This window comes from Pseudomonas sp. Eth.TT006 (genome assembly GCF_054456575.1).
In genome coordinates this window covers 1-15,346 of sequence record NZ_JBTJEN010000011.1, presented here as the reverse complement: position 1 = coordinate 15,346, position 15,346 = coordinate 1, and the positions used below count along the sequence as shown (strand labels likewise).

Sequence of the window (15,346 nt, the reverse complement as noted above, 5' to 3'; positions counted from 1 at the left end):
GAACAGCGATGAATGTATCTGGTGAACATCCGAGTGGTGCGGAAAAGATGTCGGGCACACCCGGACTGAACAATCTGCTGGAAAAACTGCAGCCCCTCATCGACAACGGTCGCCTGGACAACCTGGTCGACCTGCTGTCGCTGGTCTCGGACATGGTTGATTTGCTCGACGCGGCGATGGTGGAAAAACTTGCGCAATTGTTTGAGAGCAGCACTGCCGCCGCCTGGGCCGTCAGCAATGCAGTGCGGGTGGCCAACGCCGAGGTATCGGCGCAGACCACGGCGCCGGGCATTCTGACGCTACTCAAACTGCTGCATGAAGAGGACACGCGCAAAGGCGTGGCCGTCGTCTTGAAAACCCTGAACGTGATCGGCAGACAACTGTAATCCGCCAGAGAGGACCTCCTCATGCGCACCAAATCCGCAGCGGCAGGCAACGCCTGCACGCACTGGGACGCCAAGGCGTACCAGCAGTTTTCCCGTCTCAGGCAACGCCCGGTCAACGAATTGCTCGACCGCGTCGAACTGGACAATCCCCAACGTATTTACGACCTCGGTTGCGGCACCGGCATCGCCACGCAACTGCTCGCCGAGCGCTGGCCGCGTGCCCGGCTGCAGGGCGTCGACAGCTCCGCACAGATGCTCGAAGAGGCGCGCAGGTTGCCAATCAACGCGTCATGGACAGAATGCGATCTGCTCGCCTGGCACCCCGATCAACCGGCCGATCTGCTGCTTGCGGCAGCGGTGCTGCATTTCATCGACGATCATCAACAACTGCTGCCACGCCTGCTCGGGCATCTCAATCCCGGCGGCTGTCTGGCGGCGCACATGCCGGACTGGCGCGATGCGCTGTGGTATCGACTGATGCTCGAAACCCTTGAAGACGCAGGCCCGAATCACACGCCCTTGGGCACCCCGCAACTGCGCCGGCGCATGGCCGCTCGACCGTTGTTGACGCTGAAGGATTACTACCGCCTGCTCGCACCGCTGACCACGTCGCTGGACATCTGGGAGACCGAGCAACTGCAGGTGATCGACGGCAAGTCGCCGGTGTATGACTGGGTGAAGGTCTCGGCGCTGCGGCCGGTGATGCAGGCGCTGACGTCAGCGGAACAGGCGCGGTTTATCTACCACTTTCTGATGCGGGTGCATGCGCATTATCCGCAGGAGGCGGATGGGCATACGTTGTTTGCGTTCAAACGGATGTTTATTGTGGCCAGAGTTTGACTTCATTCGGGCGACTATCGCCTTCGCGAGCAAGCCCGCTCCCACAGTTGAAATGCATTCCAGATGTGGGAGCGGGCTTGCTCGCGAAGGCGTCAGCCCCGGACAACGACTATTCCCGGGATTCAACCCCCAACTCATCCCACACCGACTCCGCCAAATGAAACGTCGCATTCGCCGCCGGGATCCCGCAATAAATCGCGCTCTGCATGATCACCTCCTTGATCTCGCCCCGGCTCACACCGTTGTTGGCCGCTGCGCGCAAATGCAGTTTCAGCTCGGCTTCGCGGTTCATCCCGATCAGCATGGCGATGGTGATCAGGCTGCGGGTGTGCCGTGGCAGGCCCGGGCGGGTCCAGATGTCGCCCCAGGCGTGACGGGTGATCATCTCCTGGAATTCCGAATTGAATTCGGTCAGCGTGGTCAGGCTGCGATCGACGTGGGCATCGCCCAGCACCGCGCGGCGTACTTGCAGGCCTTCGTCGTAACGTTGTTTCTCGTCCACGGAAATCCCCTCAATCAGCCAGCAAGAATGTCAGCACGCGGTCGCTGAACGCGTCGCCGGCCTGCACGTTGGAAAGATGTGCGGCATGGAACTCGGCGTACTCGGCGCCGCGTACATGCGCTTGAATGAAATGCCCGCCGGACGGTGGCGTCACTGCGTCTTCAGTGCCGGCGATGACCAGCAATGGCACGCTGATCGCCGCCAGTTGCTCACGGAAATCCGCATCGCGTACCGCTGCGCAGTTGGCGGCGTAACCCTCAGGATTGGTCGCGGCCAGCATGTCGGTGATTTTCTTCGCCGCAGCCGGATGGGCCGCCGAGAAGTCCGGGGTAAACCAACGGGCAATCGACGCATCGCGCAACGCAACCATCGCCGCCGGGCCGTCGCGCAGCACGGTTTCGATGCGTGGATTCCACACCGACGGATCGCCGATCTTCGCGGCGGTGTTGCACACGATCAGTTTGTGCAGACGATGACCGGCGTTGATCCCCAGCCACTGGCCGATCAACCCGCCCATCGACAAGCCGCAGAAATGCGCGCGTTCGATGTGCAGCGCATCCAGCAGTCCGAGGACATCACGGCCCAACTGCTCGATGCTGTAAGGCCCCGCTGTCACCAGCGACTGGCCGTGCCCGCGCGTATCAAACCGCAGAACGCGGAAATGCTCGGTGAGCGCCGGCATCTGCGCATCCCACATGTGCAGGTCGGTGCCCAGCGAGTTGGACAGCACCAGCACCGGCGCATCGACCGGCCCCTCCAGTTGATAGTGCAGTTCGCCATCGGCGAGTTGAACGAAAGCCACAGCCCTCTCCTTCAGACAGTCAAAGCGTTGTGTTCGGCCACGGCGCGCTCGACCCAGACCTGTGCCTGGCCGAGGTAATGCGCGGGGTCGAGCAGATGATCCAGTTCGGTGCTGCTCAATTCGGCGGTCACTTGCGGCTCGTCACCGAGCACCGCGCGCAGATGGCGCTGCTCAGCCACCGCGCGTTTGCAGCACTGTTCGAGCAGGTGATGCGCGCTGTCGCGGCCGACGCGCTGGGCGAGGACGATGCTCACCGCTTCCGCCAGCACCAGCCCTTGGGTCAATTCGAGATTGCGCGCCATGCGTTCGGCATCGACTTCCAGCCCATCGGCCAGCAGCCGCGCCTGTTGCAGCGCACCGGACACCAGGCAGCAGATCTCCGGCAGGGTTTCCCATTCGGCATGCCACAAACCCAAGCTGCGTTCGTGCTCCTGAGGCATGGCGCTGAACAGCGTCGACACCAGCCCCGGCACGCGGGTTGCGGCGCCGATCAACACCGCCGCGCCCACCGGGTTGCGCTTGTGCGGCATGGTCGACGAACCGCCCTTGCCCGGCGCCGACGGCTCGAACACTTCCGCCGCTTCGGTTTGCATCAGCAGGCTGACGTCGCGGCCCAGTTTGCCAAGGCTGCCAGCGATCAAACCGAGCACTGAGCCGAACTCGACGAGGCGATCACGCTGAGTGTGCCACGGTTGCTCCGGCAAGCTCAGTCGCAGTTCTTCGGCCAGCGCTGCGGCAATCGGCAAGGCCTGCTCGCCCAACGCCGCGAGGGTGCCGGACGCGCCGCCAAACTGCAGCACCAGCAGCCGCGGCTTGAGTTCGCGCAGACGCTGGCGACTGCGAGTCACTGCGCCAAGCCAGCCGGCGATCTTCATCCCCAACGTGACGGGCGTGGCGTGTTGCAGCCAGGTGCGCCCGGCCAGTGGCGTCGCCGCATAGCGTTTGGCTTGGCTGGCCAGCGAATCCGCCAGCGCTGCCAGATCGCTTTCGATCAGTTCCAGCGCCTGGCGCAATTGCAGCACCAGCCCCGAATCCATCACGTCCTGACTGGTGGCGCCCAGATGCACATAACGTTCGGCTTCAGCGTTGGTCGCGGCGATCTGCTTGCCCAAGGCCTTGACCAGAGGGATCGCCGAATTGCCGGCGGTGGCAATGGCTTCACCGAGTGCGGCGAAGTCATACAGACCGGCGTTGCAGGCCGCGGCAATCGGCGCCACGGCAGACGGCGGAATCAACCCGACCCGCGCCTCGGCCCGGGCCAGCGCCGCTTCGAAATCGAGCATCGCCTGCACCCGGCCCTGATCGCAGAACACCTCGCGCATGTCGCGGGCCGTGAAGTAGGCATCGAACAATTGATTGCCCGGTCGCTGAGTCATAAACAGTCCTTGCCGGCGCGGGCCAGTTCGGCCCGCGCACATCGGTTTACAGATCGTGATGCAAGTACGCCGCCTGTTTCGGCAAGCGCAGGCTGAACAGGAACGCCACCGCCATCATCAGCGTGACGTACCAGTAAAACGCGTTTTCCATGCCCCCGGCTTTCAGGCTCAGGGCCACGTATTCCGCCGACCCGCCGAAGATCGCGTTGGCCACCGCGTAGGCCAGGCCCACGCCGAGGGCACGGACTTCCGGCGGGAACATTTCGGCTTTCACCAGGCCGCTGATCGAGGTGTAGAAACTGACGATCGCCAGCGCCACGGTGATCAGCACAAAGGCCAGAATCGGGCTGCTGATGCTTTTCAGGCTCAACAGGATCGGCACGGTGAACAAGGTGCCGAGCGCGCCGAACCAGAGCATCGAATTACGCCGACCGATCTTGTCGGCGAGCATGCCGAACAGCGGCTGCATGCACATATACAGAAACAGCGCGCCGGTCATGATGTAGCTGGCGGTCTTGGCGTGCATGCCGGCGGTGTTCACCAGGTACTTCTGCATGTAGGTGGTGAAGGTGTAGAAAATCAGCGAACCACCGGCGGTGTAACCGAGCACGGTGATGAACGCGGCCTTGTGATCGCGGAACAGTGCGCGGATGCTGCCGGCGTCCTTGTTCTCGCGCATTTCCTTGCTGGCGGTTTCTTTCAGCGAACGCCGCAGGAACAGCGAAATCACCGCCGCCACCGCACCCACCACAAACGGAATCCGCCAGCCATAGGCACGCAGTTCTTCTTCGCTGAGGAACTGCTGCAGGATCACCACCAGCGATACCGCCAGCAGTTGCCCGCCGATCAGGGTCACGTACTGGAACGAGGCGAAGAATCCACGCTGGCCCTTGAGCGCGACTTCACTCATGTAGGTCGCGGTGGTGCCGTACTCGCCGCCCACCGACAAACCTTGCAGCAGACGCGCGAACAACAACAGCAGCGGCGCCCACACGCCGATGCTCGAATAGGTCGGCAGGCAGGCGATGAGCAACGAGCCGAAGCACATCATCAGCACCGAAATCATCATCGAAGTCTTGCGGCCCTTCTTGTCCGCCAGCCGCCCGAAAATCCAGCCGCCAATCGGGCGCATCAGGAACCCGGCAGCGAATACACCGGCGGTGTTGACCAGTTGCACCGTGGGATTGTCGGAAGGGAAAAACGCCGGGGCGAAGTAGATCGCGCAAAAGGCGTAGACATAGAAGTCGAACCATTCGACCAGATTCCCGGACGAGGCGCCGACAATGGCGAAGATGCGCTTGCTGCGCTCTTCGCCGGTGTAGTGAGTAGTGGTGGTTGTCATTGTTTTTTACTCTGAGGGGACAGGTGAAAGTCTAGACACACTTCGCAACAGTCCCGTTCCACAGATACATCTACAACACAGTTCCCTTTGTATTGACCTACCCTTGTGGTGAGGGGATTTAGCGAAACGTCGCACCGCCCCGATCGAGTGCGCAGCACTCGCAAACTCTGCAACCTCAGTATTTCTGAAGCACCGCGATTTCAGGTTTTGGGGGCTGCTTCGCAGCCCATCGGGGATAAATCCCCTCGCCACAGGGGTTAAGTGAACAGCATTGCTCACCGCAGAGACACTTTCCTACGAAGGGGATTTGGGGTGTTCTTCAATAATCGAAAAACACCGTCTCCGCCTCAGTCCCCTGCAAAATCACATTCCACTGATAAACCCCGGAAGCATCCGGCTTCGCCAGCAAGGTCGGGCGACGCTCGGCTGGCACACATTCGAGCAGCGGATCATTGACGTTGGCCGGCTCGCCTTCGAAGTAGATGCGTGTCATCAGGTGCTTGACCAGCCCCCGGGCAAACACCAGCACCACCAGATGCGGCGCCTGGGTCGAGCCTTTCAGGCCGGCGACCGTGCCCGGTTTGATCGTGGTGAAACGGAAGCGCCCTTCGGCGTCCACCGGCACCCGGCCGAACCCTTCGAAATGCGGGTCCAGTGGTTTGTCCTGCTCGTCTTCCGGGTGCGCGTACTTGCCGGCGGCGTTGGCCTGCCAGACTTCGAGCATGGCGTCGTTGACCACATCGCCGTTGCCGTCAACGACCTGGCCAGTGATCGCCACCCGCTCGCCGAGGGTTTGTTCGACCGCAAGGTTTTCACGGTTCAGCCAGGTCAGGCCGATGTGGTAGTACGGCCCGACGGTGTGGGACGTGGTGGCAGTCAGCGTCATCTTATTTCTCCATCGGCGTGGCATCGCGGCCGCGCAAGACGATGTCCCAGCGATAACCGAGGGCGTAGGACGGAATGGTTTTTTCCAGATCGAAAGCGGCGATCAGACGTTCCTTGGCGGAGGTGTCCGGCACGCAGTTGTAGATCGGGTCGTAGGCCAGCAGCGGGTCGCCGGGGAAGTACATCTGCGTCACCAGGCGGGTGAGGATGCTCGGCCCGAACAGCGAGAAATGGATGTGCGCCGGGCGCCACGCGTTGTGGTGATTGCCCCATGGATAGGCGCCGGGCTTGATGGTCTGGAACTGATACCAGCCGTCAGCGTCGGTCACGGTGCGGCCGGTGCCGGTGAAATTCGGGTCCAGCGGCGCGTCGTGCAGGTCGCGTTTGTGGTTATAGCGACCGGCAGCGTTGGCCTGCCAGATCTCCACCAGAATCCCCGGCACCGGCAGACCGTTTTCGTCGAGCACGCGGCCGTGAATGATGATCCGCTCGCCCAGCGGTTCGCCGTCGTGCTGCGCGGTCAGGTCGTTGTCCTTGTCGGCGACACGTTCGGCACCGATGGTCGGGCCGGTGATCTCCGACAACGAATGCGGCAGAAACACCAACGGCTTGGACGGCGAGCGCAGGTTGGTGGATTGATACGTCGGGTGCAGATATTCGGGCTGGGTGCCTTCCTGCGGACGACGGTAGCCAGGCTTGTCAGTCATTTCGCTTTCCTCTGTTCTTGTCAGTCGACGCGCTGCGTCAGACGCGTTCGATGGCCAGGGCCAGACCCTGCCCTACTCCGACGCACATGGTCGCCAGAGCTTTGTTGCCGCCAGTCTTTTCCAGCTGATGCAACGCGGTCAGCACCAGCCGCGCGCCGCTCATGCCCAACGGATGACCCAAGGCAATCGCACCACCGTTCGGGTTGACCTGCGGTGCATCGTCGGCCAGACCCAATTCGCGCAGCACCGCCAGACCCTGGCTGGCGAACGCTTCGTTGAGTTCGATCACGTCAAAATCGCTGACCGCCACACCCAGGCGCTGGATCAGTTTGCGTACCGCCGGCACCGGGCCGATGCCCATCACCCGTGGCGCGACACCGGCGCTGGCCATGCCGAGCACTTTGGCGCGAGCGGTCAGGCCGTGTTTTTTCACCGCTTCGGCAGACGCCAGAATCAGCGCGGCAGCACCGTCGTTAACGCCCGAGGCATTGCCGGCGGTGACGGTCTTGTCCGGGCCGTTGACCGGTTTCAATTTGCTCAGGGCTTCCAGCGTGGTATCAGCGCGCGGGTGCTCGTCCTGGCTGACCACGGTTTCGCCCTTCTTGTGGGCGATGCGCACTTCGACGATTTCCTCGGCAAAGTAGCCCGCCGCCTGCGCAGCGGCAGTGCGTTGCTGGCTGCGCAAGGCAAAGGCGTCCTGATCGGCGCGCGAGACTTGGTAGTCGTCGGCGACGTTATCGGCGGTCTGCGGCATCGCGTCGACGCCGTATTGCGCCTTCATCAACGGGTTGATAAAGCGCCAGCCAATGGTGGTGTCTTCCAGTTTCATGTTGCGCGAGAACGCCGCGTCAGCCTTGCCCATCACGAACGGCGCGCGGGACATCGACTCGACGCCGCCGGCAATCGCCAGCTCCATCTCGCCACTGGCAATCGCGCGGAACGCAGTGCCGATTGCGTCCATGCCCGAAGCGCAGAGGCGGTTGAGGGTCACGCCCGGCACGCTGTCCGGCAGGCCCGCCAGCAGCAGCGCCATGCGCGCCACGTTGCGGTTGTCTTCGCCGGCCTGGTTGGCACAGCCGAGGAACACTTCGTCGACCGCGTTCCAGTCCACCGAAGGGTTGCGCTCCATCAGTGCCTTGATCGGCACCGCGGCCAGATCGTCGGCGCGTACGGCGGCCAGACCACCGCCGAAACGGCCGATGGGAGTACGAATCGCGTCGCAGATATACACGTCACGCATCATGCTTCTCCCGGTGCCTGGCCGTGGGCCGCGGCGGTGCGCGCTTCGAGGTCGCGCAGCGCGCTCAGCTCGACTTCAGTCGGCTCGGCAGTGGTTTCAACGTTGTCGGCAAAACGAATCGCCCAACCGGTGGCGGCGACCACTTGCTCGCGGGTCACGCCGGGATGCAGCGCGGTGACCACGAATTCATGGCTGCCCGCTTCCGGCTCCATGATGCACAGGTCGGTGATGATCCCGACCGGACCGGCGCCCGGCAGGCCCAGACGTTTGCGCGAATCGCCGCCCTCGCCGTGGCCGACCGAGGTAATGAAGTCGAGCTTGTCGACGAACGAACGCGCCGACTGCTTGAGGATGATCAGCACGCTTTTCGCCGAACCGGCAATTTCCGGCGCGCCACCGGCACCCGGCAGGCGCACTTTCGGTGCGTGATAGTCGCCGACCACAGTGGTGTTGATGTTGCCAAAGCGGTCGACCTGCGCCGCGCCGAGAAAACCGACGTCGATGCGCCCGCCCTGCAGCCAGTAGCGAAAAATCTCACCGGTCGGCACGACAGTGTCGGCGGTTTCCGCCAGTTCGCCGTCACCGATCGACAGCGGCAGCACGCTCGGCTTGGCGCCAATCGGGCCGGATTCATAAATCAGCACCACGTCCGGCGACGAGGTCAGACGCGCAAGGTTGGCAGCTTTCGACGGCAGGCCGATGCCGACAAAGCACACCGAGCCGTTCTTCAGGCGTCGGGCTGCAGCGACGGTCATCATTTCGTTGGTGGTGTAAGTCATTACTTGGCCTCCGAAGCAGCGGCCAGCTTGGCCTGAAACTCGCTGAAGTCAGCGCAGCCATGGATGTATTCGTTGATCCACGCGGTAAACGTCTCACGGTCGCGGGCGATCGGGTCCCACGCCTGATAGAAACGATTGTCGCGCTCGGTGTAACCGTGGGCGTAGGACGGATGCGCGCCGCCGGGTACGTGGCAGACCGCGCTCAAGGCCCAGGTGGGCAGCACGCAGGCGTTCATCGGCGCATTGAGGTTATCGACGATTTCCTCGACGGTGACGATGCAGCGCTTGGCCGCCAGTGCCGCCTCTTTCTGCACCCCGAGAATCCCCCACAGCAGCACGTTGCCCTGGCGGTCGGCTTTCTGCGCGTGGATCACGGTGACGTCCGGACGCACCGACGGCACCGCCGCCAGCACTTCACCGGTGAACGGGCAGGTCACGGACTTGATCAGCGGATTGACCTTCGGCAGGTCGGAACCGGCGTAGGCCCGCAGTACCGCGAACGGTAGGCCGGAAGCGCCGGCGACGTAGGCATTGGCCAGGTCGGCGTGGCTGTGTTCTTCGATTTCCAGGGCATGCGGCCACTGCTTCTCGACGGCATCGCGCAGACGGTGCAGCGAACCCACACCGGGGTTGCCACCCCAGGAAAAGATCAGCTTGCGTGCACAGCCAGCACCGATCAATTGGTCGTAGATCAGGTCCGGCGTCATCCGCACCAGGGTCAGATCTTTCTTGCCCTGACGAATGATTTCATGACCTGCCGCCGTAGGGATCAGGTGGGTGAAGCCTTCGAGCGCGACGGTGTCGCCGTCGTTGACGAATTGCTTCACCGCGTCGTGCAGCGAAAGGATCTCAGCCATGGAGCAGGCTCCCGTTTTTGTAGTGAATCGCCAGTGATAAAAAGGGCGCGAGGTTCAGCGCCGGAGTCACTGCAGATTAAGCTGCGGAAAAACCCCAAACAATCCGATAATCGACTGAGTGTTCGTTTATCGAACGGATTGTTATCACCCTAACAATCAAGATCAAAGGCTTCGCGAGCAAGCCCGCTCCCACAGGGGAATGCATTTCAAATGTGGGAGCGGGCTTGCTCGCGAAGAGGTCTGTTGTATCAATGAAGATCTACAGACCTGACCTCAGGTCGCATCCGCATGACTGACCATGCCCTTGATCACCACCGCCGTGGTCGCCAGCGCCGCCGGAATCACCAGCGCGGTCAACACCTGTTCGAAGTTCCAGCCCAGGCCCAACAGAGTCGCGCCCATCCACGCACCGAGAATCGCGCCAAAGCGGCCGATCCCGAGCATCCACGACACTCCGGTCGCCCGGCCCTGAGTCGGATAGAACCGCGCCGCCAGCGAGGGCATTGCCGATTGCGCGCCGTTGACGCACATCCCCGCCACCAGCACCAAGGTTGCTAGCAAGGTGATGTTGCCCAGGCTCTGCCCCACCGCGTAGGCAAACACCCCGGCCAGCAGGTAGAAAGTGCCGATGACCTTGTGCGGATTGAAGCGGTCCATCGCCCAGCCGACAGCGACCGCGCTCAGTACTCCGCCAAACTGGAACAGCGCGCCGATGAACGCCGCCTGCTCCATGCTCGCGCCGCTTTCGCGCATCAGGGTCGGCAGCCAACTGGTCAGCAGATAGACGATGACCAGGCCCATGAAATAGGTCAGCCACAGCAGCAGTGTCCCGGCGCTGTAGGTACCGGAGAAGATCACCGCGAACACGTTGCGCGCCTTGACGGTTTTCTGCTCCGGCACGCTGAAACTCGCCGCCTGCGCCACCGCCACCGGATCGATCGGTGACAGAGTCTTGCGTACCTTGTCGGTACCGCGATTGCGCACCACCAGATAACGCGCCGATTCCGGCAGCCAGAACAGCAGCACCACGGCGAGAATCAGCGGCAGGATCCCGCCGATCAGCAGCAGGCTGTGCCAGCCGAACGCCGGGATCAACTTCGCCGATATAAAACCACCACCGGCCATGCCGAGGTTGAAGCCGCAGAACATGCTGGTCACCAGCAACGACTTCTTGCGTTCCGGGGTGTACTCCGAAAGCAGTGTGGTGGCGTTGGGCATGCCGGCGCCGAGACCGAGGCCGGTGAGGAAACGCAGCACCAGCAACTGCTCGACGTTGCTGCTGTAGGCCGAAGCCAGGCTGAACGCGCCGAACAACAGCACCGCACCGACCAGCACCACTTTGCGCCCGAAGCGGTCAGCCAACGGGCCGGAGCCGAGCGCGCCGAAAACCATGCCGATCAACGCGGCGCTCATCACCGGGCCGAGGCTGGCACGGTCGATGCCCCAGTCCTGCGACAACGCCGGAGCGATAAAGCCCATCGCCGCCGTGTCGAGGCCATCGAGAAACACAATCAGGAAACACAGGATCACCACCCGCCACTGATAGCGCGAGATCGGTTGGGCATTGATGAAGGTCTGCACGTCGAGGCAGTGACCTACAGCGGACTGAGGCTGGTTCATTATTTTTATTCCACGCAAAAAACGCAGTCGAACGGCGGCCGGCCAGAGAGCGGCACGGTCACAAGAATAGAAGGTCGGGATCAGGCGTTGCGAGAAATCCGGCAACAGCGGACAGGGCTGAGACAGTCGGGGAGCATGCGCATGGTGAGGGTGCCTCTTGTCATTATTATGGGAGTCGACAATCCGGCAGGCTCATTCATATGCGCCGGATGACGCTGCCGCGACATTAATGATCCGAGGGTTTTAGCGTCAATTCGATAAACGCAACACTGTGCGTTTATCGAACAGCTTCCTCAGGCGAACAGCTGCGCACTGAGGTCGCGGCTGGCGCTGAGCAGGCCCGGCAGGAAGCGCTGCTCCAGCTCGGCGCGGCTGACGCGACCGGCGTGGGTACTGACGTTGAGCGCCGCGACCACCTGGCCCGACGCGTCGTAGACCGGCACCGCAATCGAACGCAGGCCCTGCTCGAGTTCCTGATCGACGATGCACCAGCCCTGCTGCCGCACTTGCTGCAGGCATTCGAGCAAGGAATCCGGGGTATGCAGGGTGCGACTGGTTTTGGCCACCAGTTCGGCGTGATCGAGGTATTCGCGCAGCGAGGTGTCATCCAGCGCCGCCAGCAGAATGCGCCCCATCGACGTGCAATAGGCCGGCAACCGCCCGCCCACTGACAAGTCGACCGAGATCAGCCGCTGGGTGGTCGCCGAACGGGCGATGTAAAGAATATCGTCGCCTTCGAGCGTCGCCATGTTGCAGGCCTCGTGCAATTGCTCGCTCATGCGGTCGAGGTACGGCTGAGCGGAAACGGCCAGCGGGGTCGAGGACAGATAGGCGTGGCCGAGGGTCAGCACTTTAGGCAGCAACGAATACGTGCGGCCATCGGTGGTGGCGTAACCGAGTTTGATCAAGGTGTGCAGGCAACGGCGCACCGCGGCGCGGGGGATTTCCGTGCGGTGGCTGATCTGCGCGATGGTCAGGTGCCGTTTGCGCTCCTGAAATGCCTGCACCACGGCCAAGCCCCGGGCCAGCGAGGTCATGAAATCCGGATCACCGGTCAACGCCTGGATACGCTTGGCCGGCGAAGCAACGATCGGCGGTGCCACGGAGGTGAAGGAGTTGCGCATTTGATCGTTCATTTGTTGTCCTTTTTTCCGGCACGGATCAATGGCTATACAAGCGGCTCACCCGCCGATGCACAAGGGCCGGGACGCCAAGATTGGGCGATTATCGAACCGTCGACCGATTATCGCAATCGGCGCTTGCAGGACTCGTTCAACCTCAAAGAAACATTCGCTCAACTTTGTCGAGCCAGTGAATCGTTTCTTTAGTTGTTCGACTTAATGACGCCAGAAACTCAACACCGGCCCAATAAACATCCGCCGCGAATGCAACTTTCGATAAAAAACGTCAGTCACAAAACAATCACACATTCCGGAACCGTTTTTAACTAGGCAAAGATAGTCATTCCCGAATCGACCGCTATAATGCACCTCAGTGGCCCCCGGTCTTATTCACCGAGACCGCCACATGCCGAGGCGATGCCATTCGCCGACAGCCCCCGGCCAGCGCCGACGCGCATGACTCATGCTGCGCCAGCACTCGCTGAACCAGGAAATTGATGCTGCGACATTTTTAATCTGGTGCCGTAGCCGCCTGCAACATGGAAGTCTTGATCGCCCTGCCGTTAACAGCAATGCCTGTCCGGGCATTGCCTGTCGGTGGGCTCGTTCAATCGATTCATTGCAGTGCGTTTCACCAGATACTTAACTCAACTCATACAGGTAGCACTGTGACGAAAGACGAACTGCGCGCGGAACTTGAGCGCCAGGAACAACGTTACAAGGAAGTTTACGGCGGGGAAGTCACCACCTACGCCGCGCAACCCGAACCGGAACGCAAAGCATGGCGCAAACGCCCTACCGTTCAGGATCAGGTTTTCAAGCAGGAAATCGAAAAGATCGAAAAGGAACTCAAAGCCGAAGAGCCTTGAGCGAAGGTTTTCGGACTTTTTGAAGGTTTGCGTCCGCACCGGTTACAAGCGCGGTGTACCGACGATGCCTTGCGCGCCCGCTACCCGCGGGCAGCGGCCATCATTCGGTCCTACAGACGCAGGACGGGCGTCTTACAGGTTTCACAGATATTTCAGACAAGCGTTTGAGCCCTCTGCGCCTGGGTGAAATCGCCTGCCAAAAAAGACTTTTATCAATAAAATCAACGATTTGAAAAACCATGCGCGACACTGGGTTTTCATGCACTGCAACAAATTAAATCGAAGAAGTGTGTAACCGATGAGCAGGTAGGGCATCGATTTCCAGTCTTTTCTGGCATAATCGCGCCCCCTTATGACCGGGTCAGAAAACCTTCATGATCGATTTATTCAGCGGACTGGATGCTTGGGTGCTTGTGAGCCTCTTGCTCGCCCTGACGTTTGTCCTCGCCTTCGAGTTCATCAATGGATTTCATGACACCGCTAACGCGGTAGCCACTGTTATCTACACCAAAGCCATGCCGCCACACCTGGCGGTGTTCTTCTCCGGTGTGTTCAATTTCCTCGGCGTGCTGCTGGGCGGCGTTGGCGTGGCGTATGCCATTGTCCACTTGCTGCCGGTGGAACTGCTGATCAATGTGAACACCGGCCATGGCCTGGCGATGGTGTTCTCGTTGCTCGCCGCAGCCATCGCCTGGAACCTGGGCACTTGGTACTTCGGTATCCCGGCGTCGAGTTCGCACACCCTGATCGGCTCGATCCTCGGTGTCGGCCTGGCCAACGCCCTGATCAACGACATTCCGCTGGGTGACGGCGTGAACTGGCAGAAAGCGATCGATATCGGCGCTTCGCTGGTGTTCTCGCCCATGGCCGGCTTCCTTGTCGCGGCCCTGGTGCTGATCGGCCTGAAATGGTGGCGCCCGCTGTCGAAGATGCACAAGACCCCGGAACAGCGCCGCAAGATCGACGACAAGAAACACCCGCCGTTCTGGAATCGTCTGGTGCTGGTGATGTCGGCGATGGCCATGAGCTTCGTGCACGGTTCCAACGACGGTCAGAAAGGCATCGGCCTGATCATGCTGGTGCTAATCGGTATCGTCCCGGCGCAGTTCGTTCTCGACCTGAACAGCACCACTTACCAGATCGAGCGCACCCGCGACGCGACCCTGCACCTGAGCCAGTTCTACCAGCGCAATTCCGCCACCCTCGGCGAGTTCCTGGCGCTGGGCAAAAGCGTGGAAGGCGACCTGCCGGAGAAATTCCGCTGCAACCCGCAGCAGACCGAACCGACCATTTCCGCCCTGCTGCACACGCTCAAAGGTGTTTCGGACTACCACTCGCTGCCGGCCGAAAGCCGCATCGAAGTGCGCCGCTACCTGCTGTGCCTGGACGACACGGCGAAGAAAGTCGCCAAGCTGCCAGGCGTTGAAGCCCGCGAAAAGGCTGACCTGGACAAGTTGCGCAAAGACCTGACCACCACCACCGAATACGCGCCGTTCTGGGTGATTCTGGCGGTTGCTCTGGCACTGGGTCTGGGCACCATGATCGGCTGGAAACGCGTGGTACTGACCATCGGCGAGAAGATCGGCAAGCAGGGCATGACCTATGCCCAGGGCATGTCGGCACAGATTACCGCTGCGAGCATGATTGGCCTGGCCAACATCTTCAGCCTGCCGGTGTCGACCACTCACGTTCTGTCCTCGGGCGTGGCCGGTACCATGGTTGCCAACAAGAGCGGCCTGCAGGGGGGGACGGTTCGTACCATTCTGCTGGCGTGGGTGTTGACTCTGCCGGCGACTGTGGCGTTGTCGGCCGGGTTGTTCTGGTTGGCTTCGAAGGCTTTGGGTAGTTGATAGATAGCTGGATGTGAAGAAGGCGCGATTCTTGGGGATCGCGCCTTTTTTTTGGGTTTGGGGATTGGGATTGGGGGCATATCCGTTGCTTCGGGTGTTGCTGCTGGCGGTTTCGCTCTTACAGCGAGTCACCTTTTCCAGACGCCGAAAAGGTAACCCAAAAGGCTTTG

The 15,346-nt window shown here is 61.6% G+C and carries 15 protein-coding genes; 4 read left to right on the top strand and 11 right to left on the bottom strand.

Annotation, left to right across the window (positions count from 1 at the left end; genetic code table 11):
• Positions 1-8 precede the first annotated feature (8 nt).
• Together ACXR0M_RS18110 and ACXR0M_RS18105 are read left to right on the top strand one after the other, a co-directional pair.
• On the top strand, positions 9-386 hold the full coding sequence (locus ACXR0M_RS18110) for a helical membrane plugin domain-containing protein (protein ID WP_458833155.1): 378 nt from the start codon (positions 9-11) through the stop codon (positions 384-386).
• Positions 387-407: 21 nt separating this feature from the next.
• On the top strand, positions 408-1,226 hold the full coding sequence (locus tag ACXR0M_RS18105) for a methyltransferase domain-containing protein (protein WP_458833154.1): 819 nt from the start codon (positions 408-410) through the stop codon (positions 1,224-1,226).
• A 109-nt stretch (positions 1,227-1,335) separates the two neighbouring features.
• Here ACXR0M_RS18105 and pcaC read toward each other — a convergent pair whose 3' ends face one another.
• From pcaC to pcaR, 11 genes are all read right to left on the bottom strand, one after another.
• On the bottom strand, positions 1,336-1,728 hold the full coding sequence (pcaC, locus tag ACXR0M_RS18100) for a 4-carboxymuconolactone decarboxylase (protein ID WP_400759478.1): 393 nt from the start codon (positions 1,726-1,728) through the stop codon (positions 1,336-1,338).
• A 10-nt stretch (positions 1,729-1,738) separates the two neighbouring features.
• Positions 1,739-2,530, bottom strand: coding sequence for a 3-oxoadipate enol-lactonase (pcaD, locus tag ACXR0M_RS18095; protein WP_458833153.1), 792 nt, complete (start codon positions 2,528-2,530; stop codon positions 1,739-1,741).
• Between the two features lie 11 nt (positions 2,531-2,541).
• The gene (locus ACXR0M_RS18090) at positions 2,542-3,906 is read right to left on the bottom strand and encodes a 3-carboxy-cis,cis-muconate cycloisomerase (protein ID WP_458833152.1); all 1,365 of its coding nucleotides are present in this window, start codon (positions 3,904-3,906) and stop codon (positions 2,542-2,544) included.
• A 46-nt stretch (positions 3,907-3,952) separates the two neighbouring features.
• Positions 3,953-5,248, bottom strand: coding sequence for an MFS family transporter (locus ACXR0M_RS18085; RefSeq protein WP_458833151.1), 1,296 nt, complete (start codon positions 5,246-5,248; stop codon positions 3,953-3,955).
• A gap of 319 nt (positions 5,249-5,567) precedes the next feature.
• Positions 5,568-6,134, bottom strand: coding sequence for a protocatechuate 3,4-dioxygenase subunit alpha (gene pcaG, locus ACXR0M_RS18080; protein ID WP_458833150.1), 567 nt, complete (start codon positions 6,132-6,134; stop codon positions 5,568-5,570).
• A gap of 1 nt (position 6,135) precedes the next feature.
• Complete coding sequence (gene pcaH / locus ACXR0M_RS18075; protein WP_041070512.1) at positions 6,136-6,840, bottom strand: protocatechuate 3,4-dioxygenase subunit beta; 705 nt, start codon at positions 6,838-6,840, stop codon at positions 6,136-6,138.
• A 37-nt stretch (positions 6,841-6,877) separates the two neighbouring features.
• Positions 6,878-8,083 (bottom strand): 3-oxoadipyl-CoA thiolase, encoded by a 1,206-nt coding sequence (pcaF, locus tag ACXR0M_RS18070; protein ID WP_458833149.1) that lies wholly within the window; start codon positions 8,081-8,083, stop codon positions 6,878-6,880.
• Positions 8,080-8,859, bottom strand: a complete 780-nt coding sequence (locus ACXR0M_RS18065; protein ID WP_458833148.1) for a CoA-transferase subunit beta — start codon at positions 8,857-8,859, stop codon at positions 8,080-8,082. Before ACXR0M_RS18065 ends, pcaF begins: the two co-directional genes overlap by 4 nt.
• On the bottom strand, positions 8,859-9,716 hold the full coding sequence (locus ACXR0M_RS18060) for a CoA transferase subunit A (protein WP_003222404.1): 858 nt from the start codon (positions 9,714-9,716) through the stop codon (positions 8,859-8,861). Before ACXR0M_RS18060 ends, ACXR0M_RS18065 begins: the two co-directional genes overlap by 1 nt.
• A 273-nt stretch (positions 9,717-9,989) precedes the next feature.
• Positions 9,990-11,336 carry an aromatic acid/H+ symport family MFS transporter gene (locus tag ACXR0M_RS18055; RefSeq protein ID WP_458833147.1) on the bottom strand — a complete coding sequence of 449 codons (1,347 nt, stop codon included), beginning with the start codon at positions 11,334-11,336 and terminating at the stop codon, positions 9,990-9,992.
• 293 nt (positions 11,337-11,629) lie between these two features.
• Complete coding sequence (gene pcaR / locus ACXR0M_RS18050; protein WP_458833146.1) at positions 11,630-12,472, bottom strand: pca regulon transcriptional regulator PcaR; 843 nt, start codon at positions 12,470-12,472, stop codon at positions 11,630-11,632.
• A gap of 653 nt (positions 12,473-13,125) precedes the next feature.
• Between pcaR and ACXR0M_RS18045 the strand changes: the two genes are divergently transcribed.
• Positions 13,126-13,326: a hypothetical protein gene (locus tag ACXR0M_RS18045; RefSeq protein ID WP_008080067.1), complete on the top strand. Its 201-nt coding sequence runs from the start codon at positions 13,126-13,128 to the stop codon at positions 13,324-13,326.
• A 374-nt stretch (positions 13,327-13,700) separates the two neighbouring features.
• Positions 13,701-15,176, top strand: a complete 1,476-nt coding sequence (locus ACXR0M_RS18040; RefSeq protein WP_064586358.1) for an inorganic phosphate transporter — start codon at positions 13,701-13,703, stop codon at positions 15,174-15,176.
• Positions 15,177-15,346 lie beyond the last annotated feature (170 nt).

Bases quoted from the DNA above. Each gene is read 5' to 3' on its own strand.
- ACXR0M_RS18105 (WP_458833154.1), top strand. From the start codon at position 408: ATGCGCACCAAATCCGCAGCGGCAGGCAACGCCTGCACGCACTGGGAC.
- ACXR0M_RS18085 (WP_458833151.1), bottom strand. From the start codon at position 5,248: ATGACAACCACCACTACTCACTACACCGGCGAAGAGCGCAGCAAGCGC.
- ACXR0M_RS18065 (WP_458833148.1), bottom strand. From the start codon at position 8,859: ATGACTTACACCACCAACGAAATGATGACCGTCGCTGCAGCCCGACGC.
- pcaH (WP_041070512.1), bottom strand. From the start codon at position 6,840: ATGACTGACAAGCCTGGCTACCGTCGTCCGCAGGAAGGCACCCAGCCC.
- ACXR0M_RS18090 (WP_458833152.1), bottom strand. From the start codon at position 3,906: ATGACTCAGCGACCGGGCAATCAATTGTTCGATGCCTACTTCACGGCC.
- ACXR0M_RS18060 (WP_003222404.1), bottom strand. From the start codon at position 9,716: ATGGCTGAGATCCTTTCGCTGCACGACGCGGTGAAGCAATTCGTCAAC.
- ACXR0M_RS18040 (WP_064586358.1), top strand. From the start codon at position 13,701: ATGATCGATTTATTCAGCGGACTGGATGCTTGGGTGCTTGTGAGCCTC.
- pcaG (WP_458833150.1), bottom strand. From the start codon at position 6,134: ATGACGCTGACTGCCACCACGTCCCACACCGTCGGGCCGTACTACCAC.
- pcaR (WP_458833146.1), bottom strand. From the start codon at position 12,472: ATGAACGATCAAATGCGCAACTCCTTCACCTCCGTGGCACCGCCGATC.
- pcaF (WP_458833149.1), bottom strand. From the start codon at position 8,083: ATGATGCGTGACGTGTATATCTGCGACGCGATTCGTACTCCCATCGGC.
- ACXR0M_RS18055 (WP_458833147.1), bottom strand. From the start codon at position 11,336: ATGAACCAGCCTCAGTCCGCTGTAGGTCACTGCCTCGACGTGCAGACC.
- ACXR0M_RS18110 (WP_458833155.1), top strand. From the start codon at position 9: ATGAATGTATCTGGTGAACATCCGAGTGGTGCGGAAAAGATGTCGGGC.